Source organism: Nonomuraea maritima, assembly GCF_900100395.1.
Taxonomy (GTDB): domain Bacteria; phylum Actinomycetota; class Actinomycetes; order Streptosporangiales; family Streptosporangiaceae; genus Nonomuraea; species Nonomuraea maritima.
This window is the reverse complement of record NZ_FNFB01000002.1, coordinates 417,736-433,493: the sequence shown is the minus strand read 5'-3', so window position 1 is coordinate 433,493 and position 15,758 is coordinate 417,736. Positions and strand designations below refer to the sequence as shown.

Below are 15,758 nucleotides of genomic sequence, written 5' to 3'. Positions count from 1 at the left end.
GGATGGGGATCACCGGTATATTTCTTCCTGCCGGCGCGCCGCTAGCTCAGTTGGTTAGAGCAGCTGACTCTTAATCAGCGGGTCCGGGGTTCGAGTCCCTGGCGGCGCACCTGAGAGAAGCCCCAGCTCGGATACATCCGAGCTGGGGCTTCTCTGTTATGTGACGCTGTTCGGCCGACCGGACGTCATGATCGCGTTGTGGTGTCATGGGCCTGAGACCCAGCCCGGGAAGCGCACTTTCGCACCACCGAGAAATCTGCGCGAAACGACAAGTTCGCTCTATGGCAGTTGGTAACTTCTGGTGACTGTCCAATGGCTCTTGGTGGAGATGGATGCGTGAGTTGTTCGCCTTCGAACTGGAGCCAGAAGTCCGCGAATGGCTCAACGCGCTCAGCGACAGCGACTACAAGCGTGTCGATGAGGTGGCAGGTCTGCTCGCCGGGAAAGGGCCCGAACTCGGTGGCCCGTGGTCGGACCATCTGGAGGGCCCGGTGTGGGAACTGCGAGTCCGGCTTGGTCATGTGGCGACACGGGTAACCTACTGGTGTCGGCCGGATCGGACTATCGTGATGCTCACGGTGTTCCGTAAGGTCAAGCAGCACGATCAGCGGCAGATCAACAGGGCGGTCTTGGCTCAGAAACTCTGCGACCGTGACCACCGTGACCTGGCGCATGACCTCTTTGAGAGGCAGGTGTGATGTCTGGTTACCACACCCGCTGGGTGCCTTCCCGCGTTCAGTCCGACGACCCAGAGCGGATCGCCATCCGCGAGGCCTTGGCCTTCGGCAAGGCCGTTCATGATCGGCGCACGGCGTTGGGGCTCACCCTCACGGAGTTGGCCGGGCGCCTGGGCATGACTGACGATGACATCGAATGCATCGAAGAGGGCGGCACCACACCCACCGTCACCCTGCTACGCCGGCTGGCCGCAGCTCTCGACGCCGACGTTCGACTAAGACCCGATGACGATCTCAACTCAGTCCGCTTCGAAACCCACGCGGCATGACTGTTGCTCCGTCATTATCGCCCCGGCTCGTCCAAGAATGTGGTTCGATGGCGAGTTTCCATCAGCGGGTCCGTGGTTCGAGTGCCTGGCGGCGCACATCTCGTCGGTGTCGACTCGCAATTTCACGGGACGGCTGCTGCGCGTCGGGCGCCGCACGGTCGCCTGGGCGGCTACGGGATCGACTTCTTCGGCGCTACCACGCTGAAAGGCGCTCTGCTCGACGCCGTCGCCAGTGAGGCGTCGATGCTGCGCAGGCAGTTCGGCGCGGGGAGCACCCTGCCGCCCGCGACACCGGAAGGAAGCTGACGTCATGGAGATCGTCAAGAGGCCGGAACCGCCGACCGGACTGCGCCGCAGACTGTGGCGTCTGCCCATCCCGCTCTACCGGATGGGCCTGGGCGCTCTACTGGGCCGCCGGGTCATGCTGCTCACCCACACCGGCCGGGTCTCCGGGCTGCCCCGCCAGGCCGTCATCGAGGTCGTCGATCACGACGGGCACGGCTACCTGGCCGCTTCCGGGTTCGGCGTCAGGGCCGACTGGTATCGGAACGTCGTGGCCTCGCCCGAGGTGACCGTCCAGGTCGGTGGGCACGTGCACCAGGTGACGGCTGTCCCGCTGCCCGCCGAGGCGGGGGCCGACCTCATGGCTCGGTACGCGTCCCGGCACCCGGCCGCTGCCCGGCGGTTGTGCCGGATCATGGGGTACGCGGTTGACGGAAGCCAGGAGGACTACCGCGAAGTGGGGAGGCATGTCCCGTTCGTCAGGTTTGTCCCGCGCGAAAGCCGGAGATGAGCGGTATGGCGGGACATGCCATGGGGTTCACTGTTCGCAGCGGCGGTCTTTGCCGGTCCGACCGGAGTCACCGGCCGTCGCCAGGGGCGCGACGGGTGACGGCCCCAGGGGAACTGGGCGTCGGCGCCGCTCCTCGGGCAGCGGCGCCGTACGTCGTCAGTGGCGGTGGTGGTTGTCGGGCTGGGTGGGGTCGCCGGGGTGTTCCAGGCCGGGTGACAGGCGGAGGCGGTGGGCGCGGGCGTGGTCGAGCCAGCGAACGAAGGCCACCCGGCGGGCGGCGGCCAGGAGCCGCTGGTCGTGGTGGTGTCCCTCCCGTGTGGGCTCTCGGGTGTCCAGCCAGGCGAACGTGCGGTCGTCCACGGTGACGGTCGCGCCCGGCCCTGCCTCCGTCAGCGCGTTCGACAGGCGTTCCGGCAGCGTGGCGGGGGCCGCCCAGAAGTCGCCGTCCGTGGTGGACAGCAGCCACTCCTCGATGGCGGGCGGGTCGCCGACCGCCTCCGCGTAGGCGGCCACCTCGTGCGGCGGTACGGTCACGTCGGCGGTGACCGCCTCGTACACCGCCCGTACGGCGGCGTTGCCCTCGAACGCGGCCGCCGTGATGGAGCCCAGTTCGACGGCGGCCCGCTGGTCGAGGTGGACCGGTGGCGTCGTGCCCGGGTCGAGGCCGCGGTCTGCCGCCTCCGCCTCGCACAGCAGCTCTGTCAGCATGACCTGGGCCACCCAGCGGGCGAGCTGCCGGTCCTCGGCGCTGCCCGGCTCCGGCAGCGCCGACGACCGCGGACCATGGCGGAGGGCGTCCAGCCGCGCGTCGAGGCCCGCCCGCGACAGCGGCCGCCCGTCCAGCCACCCGAGCACGGGCGCGTCGGCCGGCAGCACCGCCCCGTCGGGGGCGTGGTGATGGGCCGCCCCACCCCGCGCGTCGGGGTGGGCGTGGGATGGCCGGGTCATGGGGACACGACCAGTTCGACGGTGGGGGCGTACTGGCAGCGGCCGAACCACATGACCTTGGCGAGGGCCCAGTACGCGCCCGGGTCGGCGTCGCGGGGGGCGGTGATCTCGAAGGACACGGTGTCCTCCGTGCCTGCGGCGAGGGTGAAGCCGCGTACCGGGGTGGTGACCGCGTCCCATGTGCCCCAGGGGGAGACCAACTGGAGCTCGCCGCGGATCTCGCCGCGCGTACGGTTCGCGAGGGTGACGCCGAGGTCGGCCCGGCCGCCCGGGCGGACGTGGACGGACGTGGAGACGACCCCGACCGACAGGCCGGTGTCGCGGCCGGTGCCGGCGGTGGTGCCCTGCGCGGCCGCCCAGTCCTCCGGGATCTCGCCGGGCACCGGCAGCACGGAGGGCAGGTCGCCGACCGCGATCGTGGTGACGTCCTCGACGCTCTGGCCGTCGTGCTCGATCCTGGCCGCGAGGAAGTACAGGCCGGGCTCGGTTCCGGCGGGCGGGGTCACCGTCACCGGGAACCGTACGTGGCCGTCGGGCTCCAGCCGGTACGGGCGGCGGGCCGGGGTGACGCTCCAGCCGTCGGGCGCGATCAGCACGGCGTCGCCCTCGACGGCGGCGTCCCCGAGCTGGGAGCTGATCACCACGGACGCCTCCACCGGCTCGCCGCCGTCGGCACGCAGCAGCCCCGGGGTCACCGCCACCGAGACGGGCAGGTAGCCCATCGGGGCCGGGCCCCGGTTGTGCAGCCAGTAACGGGCGTGCACCGGCTGAGCGACCTCGGCCGAGGGCCCCAGCGGGGCATCGCCGCCGGACGCGCCGGCCGCGCTCCCGACGCGACCAGCGGCCACGGCGGCGGAAGAACCAGCGGCAGCGGAGGAACCCGGGGACACGGTGGCGATCACCGTGGCCACCTCGGCGCCGGTCAGCTCCACCGGGCTGTCGATCGGAGCGCCCCGGCGTTCCAGGAGGTCGGCGGCGTGCAGGGTGGTGAGGTCCAGGGCGCCGGTGACGCGGGCGGACCTGCCCAGGCCGGTGGCCTCCACGAGGCGCAGCGTGACGCCGCGCGCGGGGTCGAGGGGCTGCGCGGACCCGCGGGCGATCGGGTCGCCGGTCGGCTTCACCGTGCCGAGGAGCACCTCGCGGGCGGGCTCCACCCGTACGTACGACGCCGTCGCGGGCAGCGGACCCGGGTGCGAGCCCGGCAGTACCGCGTACAGCGGGTGGTTGAACTCCTGCCCGAGGGCGGGCAGCGTGAGCGCGCGCCAGTCGCCGTCGCCGGAGACGAGCGCGTACGCGAAGTCGTGCGTCCAGTGCTGCAGCTGGAAGGACGAGCCGTCGGGCGCGGTGCGCTTCGGCGGGTCGATCCACACCCCGGACGGCCAGCCGGTGCACGACCGCATGAGCGAGAGGTGCATCGCCCCCGTCGGGTCGACCGCGAAGCCCGGCAGTCCGTACGTGAGCAGCGCCACCGTGTGGTCGGTCAGGAGCTCCGAGGCTGGAAGGGGCTGCGGGCAGACCGCGGACACCCGCGCGTCGGCGAGGTCGGCGGCCAGAGCGGCGGGGTCGGTCACCACGAGCGCCGGCAGGGCGCGCAGGTCGCGCAGGTCGGCGTTGGGCTGCCACACCTCGGTCAGCGGCTTGCCCGCGGGCACCCACACCCGGCCGTGCTCGGCCAGCGTCGCGGCGTACTCGTCGCCCGCCGCCTCGAACAGGTCGCGCGTCGCCGCGTTGGTGTCGGGGCCGCCGATCAGGACGCGGAAGTCGGGCAGGTTGGAGTCGACGTCCAGCCAGCCGTAGCGGGACCAGTCGGCGCTCGCGGTGGTCGCGGTGACGCCGGCGCGGGCCAGGGCGACGACGAGGTCGCGGGCGCCGGCGGCGTCGTCCAGCGTCGGCACGACGACCTCGGCGACGCCGAGCGCCCGGTCGCCGAGCGGCTCGCCGCCGGGGCCGGTGAGCGAGACGCGGGCGGTCGAGCCGAGCCCGAACCAGGTGTTGGCGGGGTTGTCCAGGGTCCACGGTGACTCGGCGGCGTCGACGTCGGGCAGCGCGAAGCCGCGTCCGACGACGGCGCCGGCGACCTCGCTGACCGGCAGCGCGCCCGGCAGGTCGACGGGGAAGCGGACGCGCAGCAGCCGGTCGGCGCCCGCGTAGTCGACGACCTTGGTGCCGAATGCGACCCGGTCGACGCCGTGCCAGAGGGTGACGGTCTGGCGGTAGCGCAGGCCGTCGACGGTGCCGGCGATGACCAGGCGGGAGCCGAGCGGGCTCGTCTCGGCCAGCACCTCGGCCGGGGCGTCCGCCGAACCCACCACGGGGCCGCGCGGGACGAGGTGCCACGGGCCCTCGCCGAAGTCGGGGTGGGCCGGGTACTCCTCGTACACCCGCAGCTCGTTGCCGACGTGGCCGTCGCGGATCAGCTCGCGTCCGGTGACCTTGTCGAGGACGCTGCGCAGGCCGCCGCCCTTCGCCGGGTCGGCGGTGACGACGTAGCGCCCGTTCTCGATGACGACGCCGCCCGCGGGCGTCCAGGCCGGCTCGGCCGTGGACGTCCCTGGCAGCAGCCGCCAGGTGCGCCAGCCCATGGCGGGCACGTCCTGCGCGTGGAAGCGCAGCGTGCCCCGGTCGACGACGGACGCGACCTCGGCGCCCGTGTCGTCGACCACCCGCCCGCCGTCCGTGCCTTCAGGCAGCCGTACGGCGACCAGCCAGGAACGGTCGAACGAGAGCGTGTTGGCGACCAGCACCGCGACGCCGTCGCCGGTGGTGTCGACCTGGGCGGCGAGGGCGTCGAGGGCGGTGTCGCGCACGGCGGCGGCGAGGTCGTGGGCCTCCCGCCAGCCGGACAGCAGGTCGATGTACACCTGGTCGGACTCGGAGCCGGTGATCGCGTCGTGGTGCGCGCCGTAGGCGAGCTGCCGCCACACCTTGTCCAGCGCCGCGCCCGGATAGCCGCCGAGGCCGTGCAGCGCGGCCAGCGTGGCGAGCTTCTCGGCGTCCACGGCGGCGACCTCGCCCGCCCGCTGCGCCTGCTTCGTGTCGATGTACGACACGTCCTTGCCGGTATAGATCGGGTTCATGTCGCGCGTCTGGGGGCTCGGCCGGCGGCCCGTCGCCGCGAGCTCGGCCCGGACGGCGTCCAGGAAGTCGCGTGGGGTGCCGCAGACGAACCGGGGCCAGACGTACTTGGCGGCCCACGAGCGGTGGATCTCGGTGACCCACTTGTTCGGCGGGGTGTAGTCGGTGCCGACCGGCAGCAGCAGGTTCTTCGTCGCGCCCACCGGCTTGAGCCTCGCGTACAGCTCGTAGACGGCTTGCTCGGCGCTCTCGAGGTCGGGGGAGGAGTCCATCCACCAGCCCGCGGAGTAGTGGTGCGGCATGAAGTGGGTGAGGACGCCGCGGCCCGACGGCGAGATCCACTCGAACTCGCTCGGGAACTGCATGACCCGGGCGTCCGACTTGGCCTCCCTGAAGTTCTTCTGGATCGGCCCCCACTGGTGGAACGGCCCGCGCGCCCACGCCGAGCCGGTCAGGCCCGCCGCGTCGAGGTAGCCGGGGAACTGCGGGTCGTGCCCGAACACGTCGAGCTGCCAGGCCGTACGGGGGTCGCCGCCGAGGATGTCACGCTGGTAGCCGACGCCGTACACGATGTTGCGGATCGTGGTCTCGGCGCCGGTGAGGTTGGTGTTGGGCTCGTTGTACGTGCCGCCGACCAGCTCGACCTGGCCGCGCTCCATGAGCAGCCGCAGCTGCGCGCGGCGTTCGGGATGCAGGTCGAAGTACGGCTTCAGGTAGTCGATCTCGGCGAGCACGAACTTGTAGACCGGGTCGCGCAGCGCCAGGTCGAGGTGGGCGTCCACGAGCGCGAACCCGTTGCGCTCCCACAGGGGACGCGTGGTGGCGTCGCCGGACAGCAGCTCCCACGGCGAGGTGTAGGCCGCCTGGGTGTTCCACCAGACGGGGTCGTAGTGGAAGTGCGAGACGAGGAACATCGTCCAGCCGGGCTCGGCCACCGTGACCACGGCCTCGGCGCTCGCCTCCCCGGCCGTGACGGTCACCGGCAGTTCCGCGCCGGGCCTCGGATCGGCGATGTCGAGCGGCACTTCGACCACTCCCGTGCCGGTAGCCTCACCGGACACGCCGGGCCCGGACACGGTGACCCGTGTGGGCGGGCCGTCGAGGGTCACCCGCAGCACCTGTCGGGGCGCCTCCTCGGTGCCGACGAACAGGTCGGTGGGCTCAACGGTGGTGATGGTGACCGGCACGGGTCGGTTCCTTTCTGTCTGCGGGCCGCCGTCCCATGAAGAACGGGGACGGCGGCCCGCCCGGGCGGCGCGTCAGGCGCCCCAGACCTCGAATTCGTTGATCCGGGCGGCCGGATCGCTCGTCTGCGACGGGGTGGTGACGGTCAGGCGGACGTGGCGCCCGGTGAGCGTCACCGGGTGGGTGGTCGTCCCGGCCGTGTTGCCGGTGACCGTGACGGCCGTGGTCCACTCGTCCGACGCCGAGTCACGCACCTGGATGGTGAAGTCGCGGGTGTTGTACGTCGCGGGCTCACCGCCCGACTCGGCGTGCTTGACGACGAACCGGTTGATGGTCTTCACCGACCCGAGGTCGACTTCCATCCACTTGTCGGCGGTCAGGGCGCACCACTTGTCGGCGGTGCTGCCGTTGACGGCCTTGTCGGGGCCCTCGCTCGCGGCGCACTGGCTCGAGGCGGTGGCCGGCTGTTCGAACGCCAGGTTGATTTCCGAGGGTACCTCGTTCGACCAGGCCACGGACGTGCGGGCGGCGGGGGAGCGGCCGTACTCGGTGGAGACGGCCTCGACCTCGATCGTGGTGGACATCTCGGTGCTGACGCGCTCCAGGCGCGGCACGTAGTACACGGTGTTCGGGGTGGCGCCGAGGTAGGTGCGGGTGCCGTCGGGGTTGCGGCGGTACACGTCGTAGTGGTGCACCGCTCCATGCTTGGCCGCCGTCCACGACAGGCGCAGCGTCTTCCTGGTGGGGGTGACGTCGGTCGTGCCCTCGACGACCGGCTTGACCGGCGGGGCCGGGCGCTCCACGACGCCGTCGTAGACCGCGAGCTGGCCGATCCTGGCGTCGTACGACTCGACGGTGGCCGGGGCGGCGGCCCGCAGGCCGATCTGGGCGATCGTCCTGCCCTGGAAGCGGGACAGGTCGAGCGTCTTGCGCTCCCAGCCGGTGCCGCGGGTCTTGCCGAGGTCGAGCGTCGTCCACTTCGTGGGCGCGTCGGTGAACGCGACGGCCGCCTTGAGGTGCGTCGCCCCGGCCTTAGGGGTCTTCACCACGACGGACAGCTTCGTGTCCGCGGCCACGGGCAGCCGGCTCTCGTACAGCCGGACGGTGTTGGGCGCGTCGAGCGTGCCGGTGAGGCGCAGCGACGAGCCGCCCTCGTAGGCGTCGTCGAAGTCGAGCGACGGGGTCAGCTTGCTGCCGCTCGACGACACCAGCCACCGGTAGGTGGGCAGGACGTCCTGCAGCGACAGGTTGTTCCAGCCGCCGGTGCGCACGCGCGTGCCGGCCACGTTGTAGAAGTCGCCGTGCCCGGTGTTGAAGCCGGTCACGAACGGCTTCGTGGTCACCGGCGTCGACTCGGCGATGTAGCTGGACAGGCCCTTCCAGCTCGACGTGGTCGTCGTGTCGGAGGGGTCGCCGTTCGCGCCGATCCAGTAGCGCGCGTCCTTGGCGTAGAAGTCGTCGCGGCCGGTGGACGACTTCCAGGTCCACTCGGGCCGGTACAGGCCGAGGGAGGTGACGTGCGGCTGTCCCGGCGGGAACAGCGCGTCCCAGGAGACGTTGGTGTTGTAGCCGTTCGACTCGGTGTCGATGCCCGAGTACAGGTCGTACTCGCTGCGGCCGAGCGCCTTCGCGGCCGAGCGGGAGGCGTCGAGACCGGCGGCCGACCACCAGAAGTTGAGGAACATCGAGTTCGACACCGGGTCGGGGTCGCTCAGGAAGGCGTCGTTGGCCGGGGTGAGAGCGTTCTGCCAGGAGACCTGGCCGTTCTCCGTCATCGCGTCGTACCACATGAAGTCGACGTCGGGGCCCTTGGCGCGGGCGTACTTGACGAGGTCGCGCATGGACGTGGCCAGCGCCGCGTCACCGCCCTCGGTCTCCTGGTTGATGAACCAGCCGTCGAACCCGTAGTACTTCGCCACCTCGACGAGCTTGTCGGCGACGGGGAAGCTCTCGCCCGACTTCTGCACGAAGTCGTTCACCCACTTGAGCTCGCCCCCGTAGACGCCGGGCGGGAAGAAGACGGTGCCGTACACCTTGACGCCGTTGCGGTGCGCGGCGTCGATGACCGTGGCGTTGGGCGCGAGGATCAGCCCCTCGCCCGCCGAACCACCCCAGAACACCAGCTTGTCGACGTACTGCCAGTAGCCGAAGGCGTAGTAGTTGGGGTCGAGGGCGCCCTGCGAGGGGTTGCCGGACGTCGGGGCGAACGAGACGAGCGAGGCGACGCGGCCCTCACCGGCGCGGGCGCCGGCGTTGGCCTTGAGCGCCGGGTCGGAGACGCGCGGCTGCAGCGGCGTCGTGGACCGGTTGAACCGCGCGTCGGGGTCGGTGGCCGGATTCCAGTTCAGGATGGTGTCGGGATACCAGTACGACGCGTACGGCTGGCTCCCGGTCGCGGCGGCCTCGGCGCTCTTGCCCGGCAGGGCGTGGGCGGGCGGGGCGGTGAGCGCCGTGGCGGTGAGCGCTGTGGCCAGCGCTAAGAGCACGTTCCTTCGCATGTGGCTCCTTGACGTTGGGGGGTGGGACCGGCGCGGCGGCGCCGGTCAGGCGGGGTGGAGGACGGTGGTGATGCCGCGGGCGGCGAGATACGCGGAATCGGCGGCGCGGTCGGCGCTGACGATGGCGACCGGTCCCGACTCGCGCAGCCGCACCCACGCGCGGTGGAACGCGCTGCCGGGGGCCACCTCGGCCCGCCGTTCCGGCTGGGTCCGCGGGTCGACGTCGCAGACCAGCGCCGGACGCTCCGGCGCCGCCCGCCGGTCGGCGCGCAGCTCGACGATGATCTTCGCGAGCTCCTGCGTCTCCGGCTTGATCTCGTGGTCGACGGTGAACAGGCCGAGGTCGTACTCGCGTTCGGGGAAGTCGGCCAGAGCGCGGTCGAGGTCGTGCGAGCACCACCAGGTCACGCCCCACAGGGCCGGGTTGGCCGTCACCGCCTCCAGCATCCCGCGGACGAACGCGGGCGCGTCCTCCGCGCCGATGTCCGGCCGGGGCGCGCCGACCTCCTGCAGCCAGACCGGCCTGGCCGGGTCGGGCGAGGCGGCCGCGGCCAGCTCCACCAGGTAGTCGGCGTGCGTGACGGTGGCCGGGCCGAGCGGCCCGTCCAGCGCGGAGACGCCGTTGAACACCCAGGAGTGGACGGTGGTCAGCGAGCCGAGATCGGTGGCGTCGGCCGGCACGAACGGGTGGGCGGGGTCGTACCAGGTGGCGTCGTACAGGGAGTGCAGGGTGAGCAGGTGCGGCGCGGCGGAACGGGCGACCTCGACCAGTTCGGCGGCCCACCGCGTGGACGCCTCGGGGGTGGTGGGGTTGGCCGGCCACAGGTTGTTCACCTCGTTGCCGAGGGTCACCGCGAACACGTTCTCGCGGGTCGCCACCTCGCGGGTCAGCCGGTCGACGTACGCGGCGATGCCGTCGCGTACGGCCGCGTCCTCGAAGACGCTGCGCCGGTGCCAGGTGAGCACCCAGGAGGGCAGGAAGTCGAAGCTCGACAGGTGGCCCTGCAGCAGGTCGACCGAGACGGCGAGGTCGAACTCGGCGGCGACGTCGATGAGGCCGAGCAGGTCGTCGATGCCCTTCTGGCGGATCAGCGTCCGGTTGGGCTGGATCCACGGCCAGATCGGGAACACGCGGACGTGGTCGAGCCCGATGCCGGCGAGGTCGGCGAAGTCGCGGCGGACCGCGTCGGCGGAGTGGTCGAGCCAGCTGTAGAACCACCCGGCCGACGGCACGTAGTTCGCTCCGAAGCGGAGCCGGTCTCGGCTGGATGATGGCGGTGTCACGCGTCCTCCGGCGGCGAAAGGGCGCGGGGGACGTCCCCCGCGCGCTCGGGCCACCGAAGCCTAAACCGCTTTAGCTGGGTCTGCCAAGGGTCGGCGGCGAGGTGCTCTCGCGGACGGTGAGCCGCGGGGTCGGCGTCTTGCGGTTCAGCCGCAGGCCGGGCTCGGCGATCACGGCGAGCACGGCCTCGGCGACCTCGCAGCCCAGCGCGAAGGTGTCGCGCGACATCGCGGTGAGTGAGGGGTGCACGATGCGGGTGAGCACCGAGTCGTCGAAGGCCACGATGGACACCTCGCCAGGGACGGCCACCCCCATCTCGGCGGCCACCCCGAGGCCCGCGACGGCCATGAGGTCGTTGTCGTACACGATCGCGGTGGGCCGCTCGGGGCGCGACAGCAGCGTGCGGGTGACGGCGGCGCCCTCCGCGTCGCTGAAGTCGGTGGGCAGGGACGTGATGCCGGTCAGGCCGAGCCGGCGGGCCGCGTCGCGCAGGGCGCGTATCCGGCGCCGGGTGTGCTGGAACGCGGGCAGCCCTGCGACGTGCGCGATGCGCTGGTGGCCGAGCGCGGCGAGGTAGTCGGCGATGGCCAGCATCGCCTCGCGGTCGTCGGCCCAGACGCTGGACAGCTCGCCGTAGGAACCGGGCCCGCCGAGCACCACCGACGGGACGCCGAGGCCTGCGACGACCTCCATCCTGGGGTCTCTGACCTGCGGGTCGACCAGGATGAACCCGTCGACCCGGTGCTCGGACGCCCACCGCCGGTAGACCTCGATCTCGGCGGCGGTGTCCTCGACGACGAGCAGTTCGAGCGCCACCGACCGGCCCGACAGGGCGGCCTGCAGGCCCGACAGCAGCTGCGCGAAGAACGGCTCCACCCCGAGCGCGCGGGCCGGCCGCGCGATCACCAGGCCGACCGCTCCGGCGCGGGCGCCACCGAGGGCGCGGGCGGCGGTGTGCGGCCGCCAGTTCATCTCCTCGGCGACCTGCAGGATGCGGGCGCGGGTGGCCTCGCTCACGCCGGGCCTGCCGTTGAGCGCGAACGACACCGCGCCCTTCGAGACCCCGACGCGTCGGGCGATGTCCTCGATCGTGGGTCGCGTCACGCCTCACCTTTCTAGCCTTACGTAGCCGCTGCGGAAGCGCAGGTGAGCCGACCGCGGCGCGCGATCGGCCGCGCCTTCACCGGAGGTGCCAAGGGTGTGGCTCCGGTGTTCGGTGACCCGCCGCATCGAGGGTGCCTGGATCGCAGGTTCGTCTCAACCCTTGACATCAAAGTCTAGTGAGGGGGATAGTCCCGAGTCACTAGACCGGTTTAGTAATCACTGAAAAGAGTGCACGGCGTCACAGGGCCCGTACACACGGGGCTCGGCCACCGGCAACCGGCGGATCCGTCATGGCAGGAGAGGTCATGCGAAGGAACTGGGCAAGGCTGGCGACAGCGGCAGCGGCAGCGGTCGTACTCGCGGGATGCGGTCTGGGCGGCGCCGACACGTCGAGCGCGCCGACCCAGGACGCGTCCGGCGAGGTGAAGGGCAAGGTCAGCCTGCAGACCTGGGCGCTCAAGCCGAAGTTCACCGACTACGTGCAGGGCGTCATCGACGCGTTCGAGAAGAAGTACCCCGGCGTCGAGGTCGAGTGGCTGGACCAGCCCGGCGACGGGTACGCCGAGAAGGTCCTCACCCAGGCGTCGGGCGGCACCCTGCCCGACGTGACGAACCTCCCGCCCGACTTCGCGCTCCCGCTGGTCAAGAACGGGCTGCTGCTCGACGTCACCACCGCCGACTCGAAGCTCGCCGACGACTACGTGGCCGGCGGCATCGACGGCTACCGCTACGCCGGCTTCGACGGCGTGTACGGCTACCCGTGGTACCTGAACACGGACGTCAACTACTGGAACACCGACCTGCTCACCAAGAACGGCCTCGACCCGGAGAAGCTGCCGACCGATCTCGGCGGCCTCATCGAGCAGGCCAAGGTGATGAAGGAGAAGTCCGGCGGCAAGGTCTTCCTGATGAGCCGCAAGCCGACGCTCATCGACCTGACCAACGCCGGCGTGCAGACCATGGCCGCCGACGGCAAGAGCTTCACCTTCAACACCCCCGAGGCCGCGGCCGTCCTCGACGAGTACCGCGACGCCTTCAAGGAAGGCCTCATGCCGCGCGACGTGCTGACCACCAAGTACGCGGGCAACGCCGAGCTGTTCAACTCGCAGACGGTCGCCTGGACGACGGGTGGCGGCACGTACATCAGCAGCCTCGCCCAGGAGGGCAACCCGACGCTCGCCGAGAAGGTGATCCCCTCGGAGGCGTTCGGCACCCCGCCGCTGTACGTCCAGGGCCTGTCCATCCCGAAGAGCACCAAGAACCTGCCGGCCGCCATCGCGCTCGCCCGCTGGGTCACCAACGCCGAGAACCAGGCGGCCTTCGCCCACCTCGTCAACATCTTCCCGAGCACGAAGGCGTCGGCGAACGACCCGTTCTTCAGCAAGAGCGACGGCACGCCGTCAGGGAACGCGAAGGTCATCGCCTTCAACTCGCTGGCCAAGGCGAAGATCCTGCAGCCCGTCCAGGTGACGCAGGCGATGAGCGACATCATCGACCAGCAGTTCGCCCTGGCGATCAGTGGCGAGGTGCCGTCGCAGAAGGCGCTCGACGACGCCGTGGCCAAGTGCAACCAGCTCCTCAACGGCTGACGGACATCCGCACGGCGCGGGGCCCCGGCGGCCCCGCGCCTGTCGCGCGGGAGACGAAATGACGCACAAGCGCTGGTTCACCCCATGGTTGCTGGTCGCGCCCGCCGTCGTGTGGCTCGTGACCTTCTCGGCCGTCCCGGCGGTCAACACGCTGATCCTGTCGTTCACCAACGCCAAGCCCCTCGGCGGCGGGCAGTTCATCGGGCTGGACAACTACACCCGGATGCTGTCGGACGACCAGCTCATCGACGCGCTGACCAACAGCATCGTCTACATGGTGGTCTGCCTTCCGCTGCTCACCTTCCTGCCCCTGCTGCTCGCGGTGCTGGTCGAGAAGAAACTGCGGGGCATCACGTTCTTCCGCGTCGCGTTCTACACGCCGGTCATCGCCTCGGCCGTGGTCGTCGCGGTCATCTGGGGGTGGCTGCTCAACGACCGGGGCCTCATCAACGGCCTCGCCGAGCAGCTGGGGTTCCTGAAGGAGCCGCTGCCGTTCCTGACCGATCGCTGGTTGCTGCTGTTCAGCGCGATCAGCCTGACGATCTGGAAGGGGCTCGGCTACTACATGGTGATCTACATGTCGGCGCTCGGGAACGTCAACCGCGAGCTGCACGAGGCGGCCGCCGTCGACGGGGCCGGCCCCGTGCGCCGGTTCTTCTCCGTCACGGTGCCCGGCGTCCGCAACACGATGCTGCTCGTGTCGGTGCTGATCACGGTCTCGGCCCTGCGGGTCTTCTCCGAGCTGTACATCCTGTCCAACGGCACCGGCGGGGTCGGCGGCGCCGACATGTCGCTCGTGATGCTCATCCAGCTGTACGGACAGGGGCTCACCGGGCAGCTCGGCTACGCCTCTGCGCTCAGCGTGCTGCTGTTCGTCGTGACGGTCGGACCGATGCTCGTCCTGACGCGGCTCAACAGGAAGGGAGCGTGACCGTGGCCGGGAAAGCGCGCGGGTTCAACAGCGTCTCGCCCACCGAGAAGGTCATCCGGTACGTCCTTCTCGCGCTGGTGCTGGTCATCACGATCGGGCCGTTCCTCTGGCAGCTGTCGACGTCGCTCAAGAGCGTCACCGAGGACGTCTTCACCCGGACGCCCAGCTTCGTGCCGCAGGACCCGACGCTCGCCAACTACGCCGAGGTCACCGAGACGATCCCGGTCATCGGGTACGCCGCCAACTCGCTGTTCGTCGCGGTCCTCGTGGTCGCGGGGAACACGATCGGCGCGACGCTCGCCGGGTTCGCCCTCGCCAAGCTGGAGTTCCGCGGCTCGAAGCTGGTGCTCGGCCTGCTGCTCGCGACGCTGGTCCTGCCCGGCGAGGTCACGCTCATCTCCCAGTACGTCATCGTCCGCGGTCTCGGGTTCGCCGACTCGCTCGTCGGGGTCGCGCTGCCCGGGGCGATCCAGATGCTCAACGTGCTGCTGATGCGCACGGCGTTCCAGTCGATCCCGAAGGAGATCGACTCGGCGGCGATCATCGACGGCGCCACGGCGTGGCAGCGGCTGATCCACATCGGCCTGCCGAACGTGCGGGGCATGCTCAGCGTCATCGTGATCTTCTCGTTCATCTACGCGTGGGACGACTTCCTGTGGCCGCTCCTCGTCCTCACCGATCCTGACAAGTACACGCTGACCGTCGGCCTGCAGTACCTGAGCGGCACGTTCTCCAACAACCCGCGCCTCATCGCCGCAGGGACGATGCTCGCCTTCCTGCCGATCGTCGCGATGTTCGCCTTCTTCCAGCGGTTCTTCTTCCGCGGCGTCGAGGCGGGCGCGATCAAGGGCTGAAGTCCTGCCCCGCGTCGGGCGGCGCGCGGCCGGTTTTGTCGGGGGTGGCTGTTATCCATGGCTCATCACGTCGATCCGCACCGACAGGGAGCCCCGCGCGATGGCCACGGTCACCTTCAGAGACGAAACCGCCACCGGCAGACCGCTCGACGAATTCTCGTTACCCGGCTTGCCCGAGCGCATCTCGGCGCGCGAGCTCGTACGCCTGCGGGTGCGTGAGGAGGTCGCCCGCCACAACGCCGCTCCCGCGACCCGGTTCCACGGGCTGGTCCGGCCGGTGGACGCCGAGGTCGAGCTGAACGGCTACCGCATGGGCGCCGCGCGGCGCGTCGACTGGGAGCGCCAGGCCGACATCGCCGAGGCGGCGTTCCTGCGCAACGGCTTCCTGCTGCTGGTGGGCGACCGCCAGATCGACGATCTGTCGGAGACGATCGACCTCACCGCCGACTCGGTGGTGTCGTTCGTCAAACTGGTTCCCCTGGTCGGCGGCTGA

The 15,758-nt window shown here is 71.0% G+C and carries 12 protein-coding genes and 1 tRNA gene; 8 read left to right on the top strand and 5 right to left on the bottom strand.

What is annotated here, in order from left to right:
• Positions 1 to 35 precede the first annotated feature (35 nt).
• The 4 genes from BLR04_RS05635 (at position 36) to BLR04_RS05620 (ending at position 1,799) form a co-directional block, all read left to right on the top strand.
• Positions 36 to 109, top strand: a tRNA-Lys gene (locus tag BLR04_RS05635).
• A gap of 223 nt (positions 110 to 332) precedes the next feature.
• A complete protein-coding gene (locus BLR04_RS05630; protein ID WP_090760266.1) occupies positions 333 to 698 on the top strand; it encodes a type II toxin-antitoxin system RelE/ParE family toxin in 366 nt (121 codons plus the stop codon).
• Entirely contained in the window at positions 698 to 1,006 is a 309-nt protein-coding gene (locus tag BLR04_RS05625; RefSeq protein ID WP_090760776.1) for a helix-turn-helix domain-containing protein, read from the top strand. The genes BLR04_RS05630 and BLR04_RS05625 overlap by 1 nt, the downstream gene beginning before the upstream one ends.
• 310 nt (positions 1,007 to 1,316) lie before the next feature.
• Positions 1,317 to 1,799 (top strand): nitroreductase family deazaflavin-dependent oxidoreductase, encoded by a 483-nt coding sequence (locus tag BLR04_RS05620; protein ID WP_090760264.1) that lies wholly within the window; start codon positions 1,317 to 1,319, stop codon positions 1,797 to 1,799.
• Positions 1,800 to 1,955: 156 nt separating this feature from the next.
• On the opposite strand, the gene BLR04_RS05615 is transcribed toward BLR04_RS05620, so the two are convergent.
• From BLR04_RS05615 to BLR04_RS05595, 5 genes are all read right to left on the bottom strand, one after another.
• Positions 1,956 to 2,747, bottom strand: coding sequence for a DUF7158 domain-containing protein (locus tag BLR04_RS05615; RefSeq protein WP_218128726.1), 792 nt, complete (start codon positions 2,745 to 2,747; stop codon positions 1,956 to 1,958).
• Complete coding sequence (locus BLR04_RS05610; RefSeq protein WP_090760260.1) at positions 2,744 to 7,009, bottom strand: glycoside hydrolase family 38 N-terminal domain-containing protein; 4,266 nt, start codon at positions 7,007 to 7,009, stop codon at positions 2,744 to 2,746. Before BLR04_RS05610 ends, BLR04_RS05615 begins: the two co-directional genes overlap by 4 nt.
• A gap of 72 nt (positions 7,010 to 7,081) precedes the next feature.
• Complete coding sequence (locus BLR04_RS05605; protein WP_090760259.1) at positions 7,082 to 9,505, bottom strand: endo-beta-N-acetylglucosaminidase; 2,424 nt, start codon at positions 9,503 to 9,505, stop codon at positions 7,082 to 7,084.
• Between the two features lie 45 nt (positions 9,506 to 9,550).
• Positions 9,551 to 10,789, bottom strand: a complete 1,239-nt coding sequence (locus BLR04_RS05600; RefSeq protein ID WP_090760257.1) for a glycoside hydrolase 5 family protein — start codon at positions 10,787 to 10,789, stop codon at positions 9,551 to 9,553.
• Between the two features lie 70 nt (positions 10,790 to 10,859).
• Complete coding sequence (locus BLR04_RS05595; protein WP_090760255.1) at positions 10,860 to 11,891, bottom strand: LacI family DNA-binding transcriptional regulator; 1,032 nt, start codon at positions 11,889 to 11,891, stop codon at positions 10,860 to 10,862.
• A 305-nt stretch (positions 11,892 to 12,196) separates the two neighbouring features.
• Between BLR04_RS05595 and BLR04_RS05590 the strand changes: the two genes are divergently transcribed.
• From BLR04_RS05590 to BLR04_RS05575, 4 genes are all read left to right on the top strand, one after another.
• Complete coding sequence (locus BLR04_RS05590) at positions 12,197 to 13,480, top strand: ABC transporter substrate-binding protein (protein ID WP_090760253.1); 1,284 nt, start codon at positions 12,197 to 12,199, stop codon at positions 13,478 to 13,480.
• A gap of 58 nt (positions 13,481 to 13,538) precedes the next feature.
• Complete coding sequence (locus tag BLR04_RS05585) at positions 13,539 to 14,411, top strand: carbohydrate ABC transporter permease (protein WP_090760251.1); 873 nt, start codon at positions 13,539 to 13,541, stop codon at positions 14,409 to 14,411.
• A 2-nt stretch (positions 14,412 to 14,413) separates the two neighbouring features.
• Positions 14,414 to 15,265: a carbohydrate ABC transporter permease gene (locus BLR04_RS05580; RefSeq protein ID WP_245740038.1), complete on the top strand. Its 852-nt coding sequence runs from the start codon at positions 14,414 to 14,416 to the stop codon at positions 15,263 to 15,265.
• 100 nt (positions 15,266 to 15,365) lie between these two features.
• A complete protein-coding gene (locus BLR04_RS05575) occupies positions 15,366 to 15,758 on the top strand; it encodes a hypothetical protein (protein ID WP_090760247.1) in 393 nt (130 codons plus the stop codon).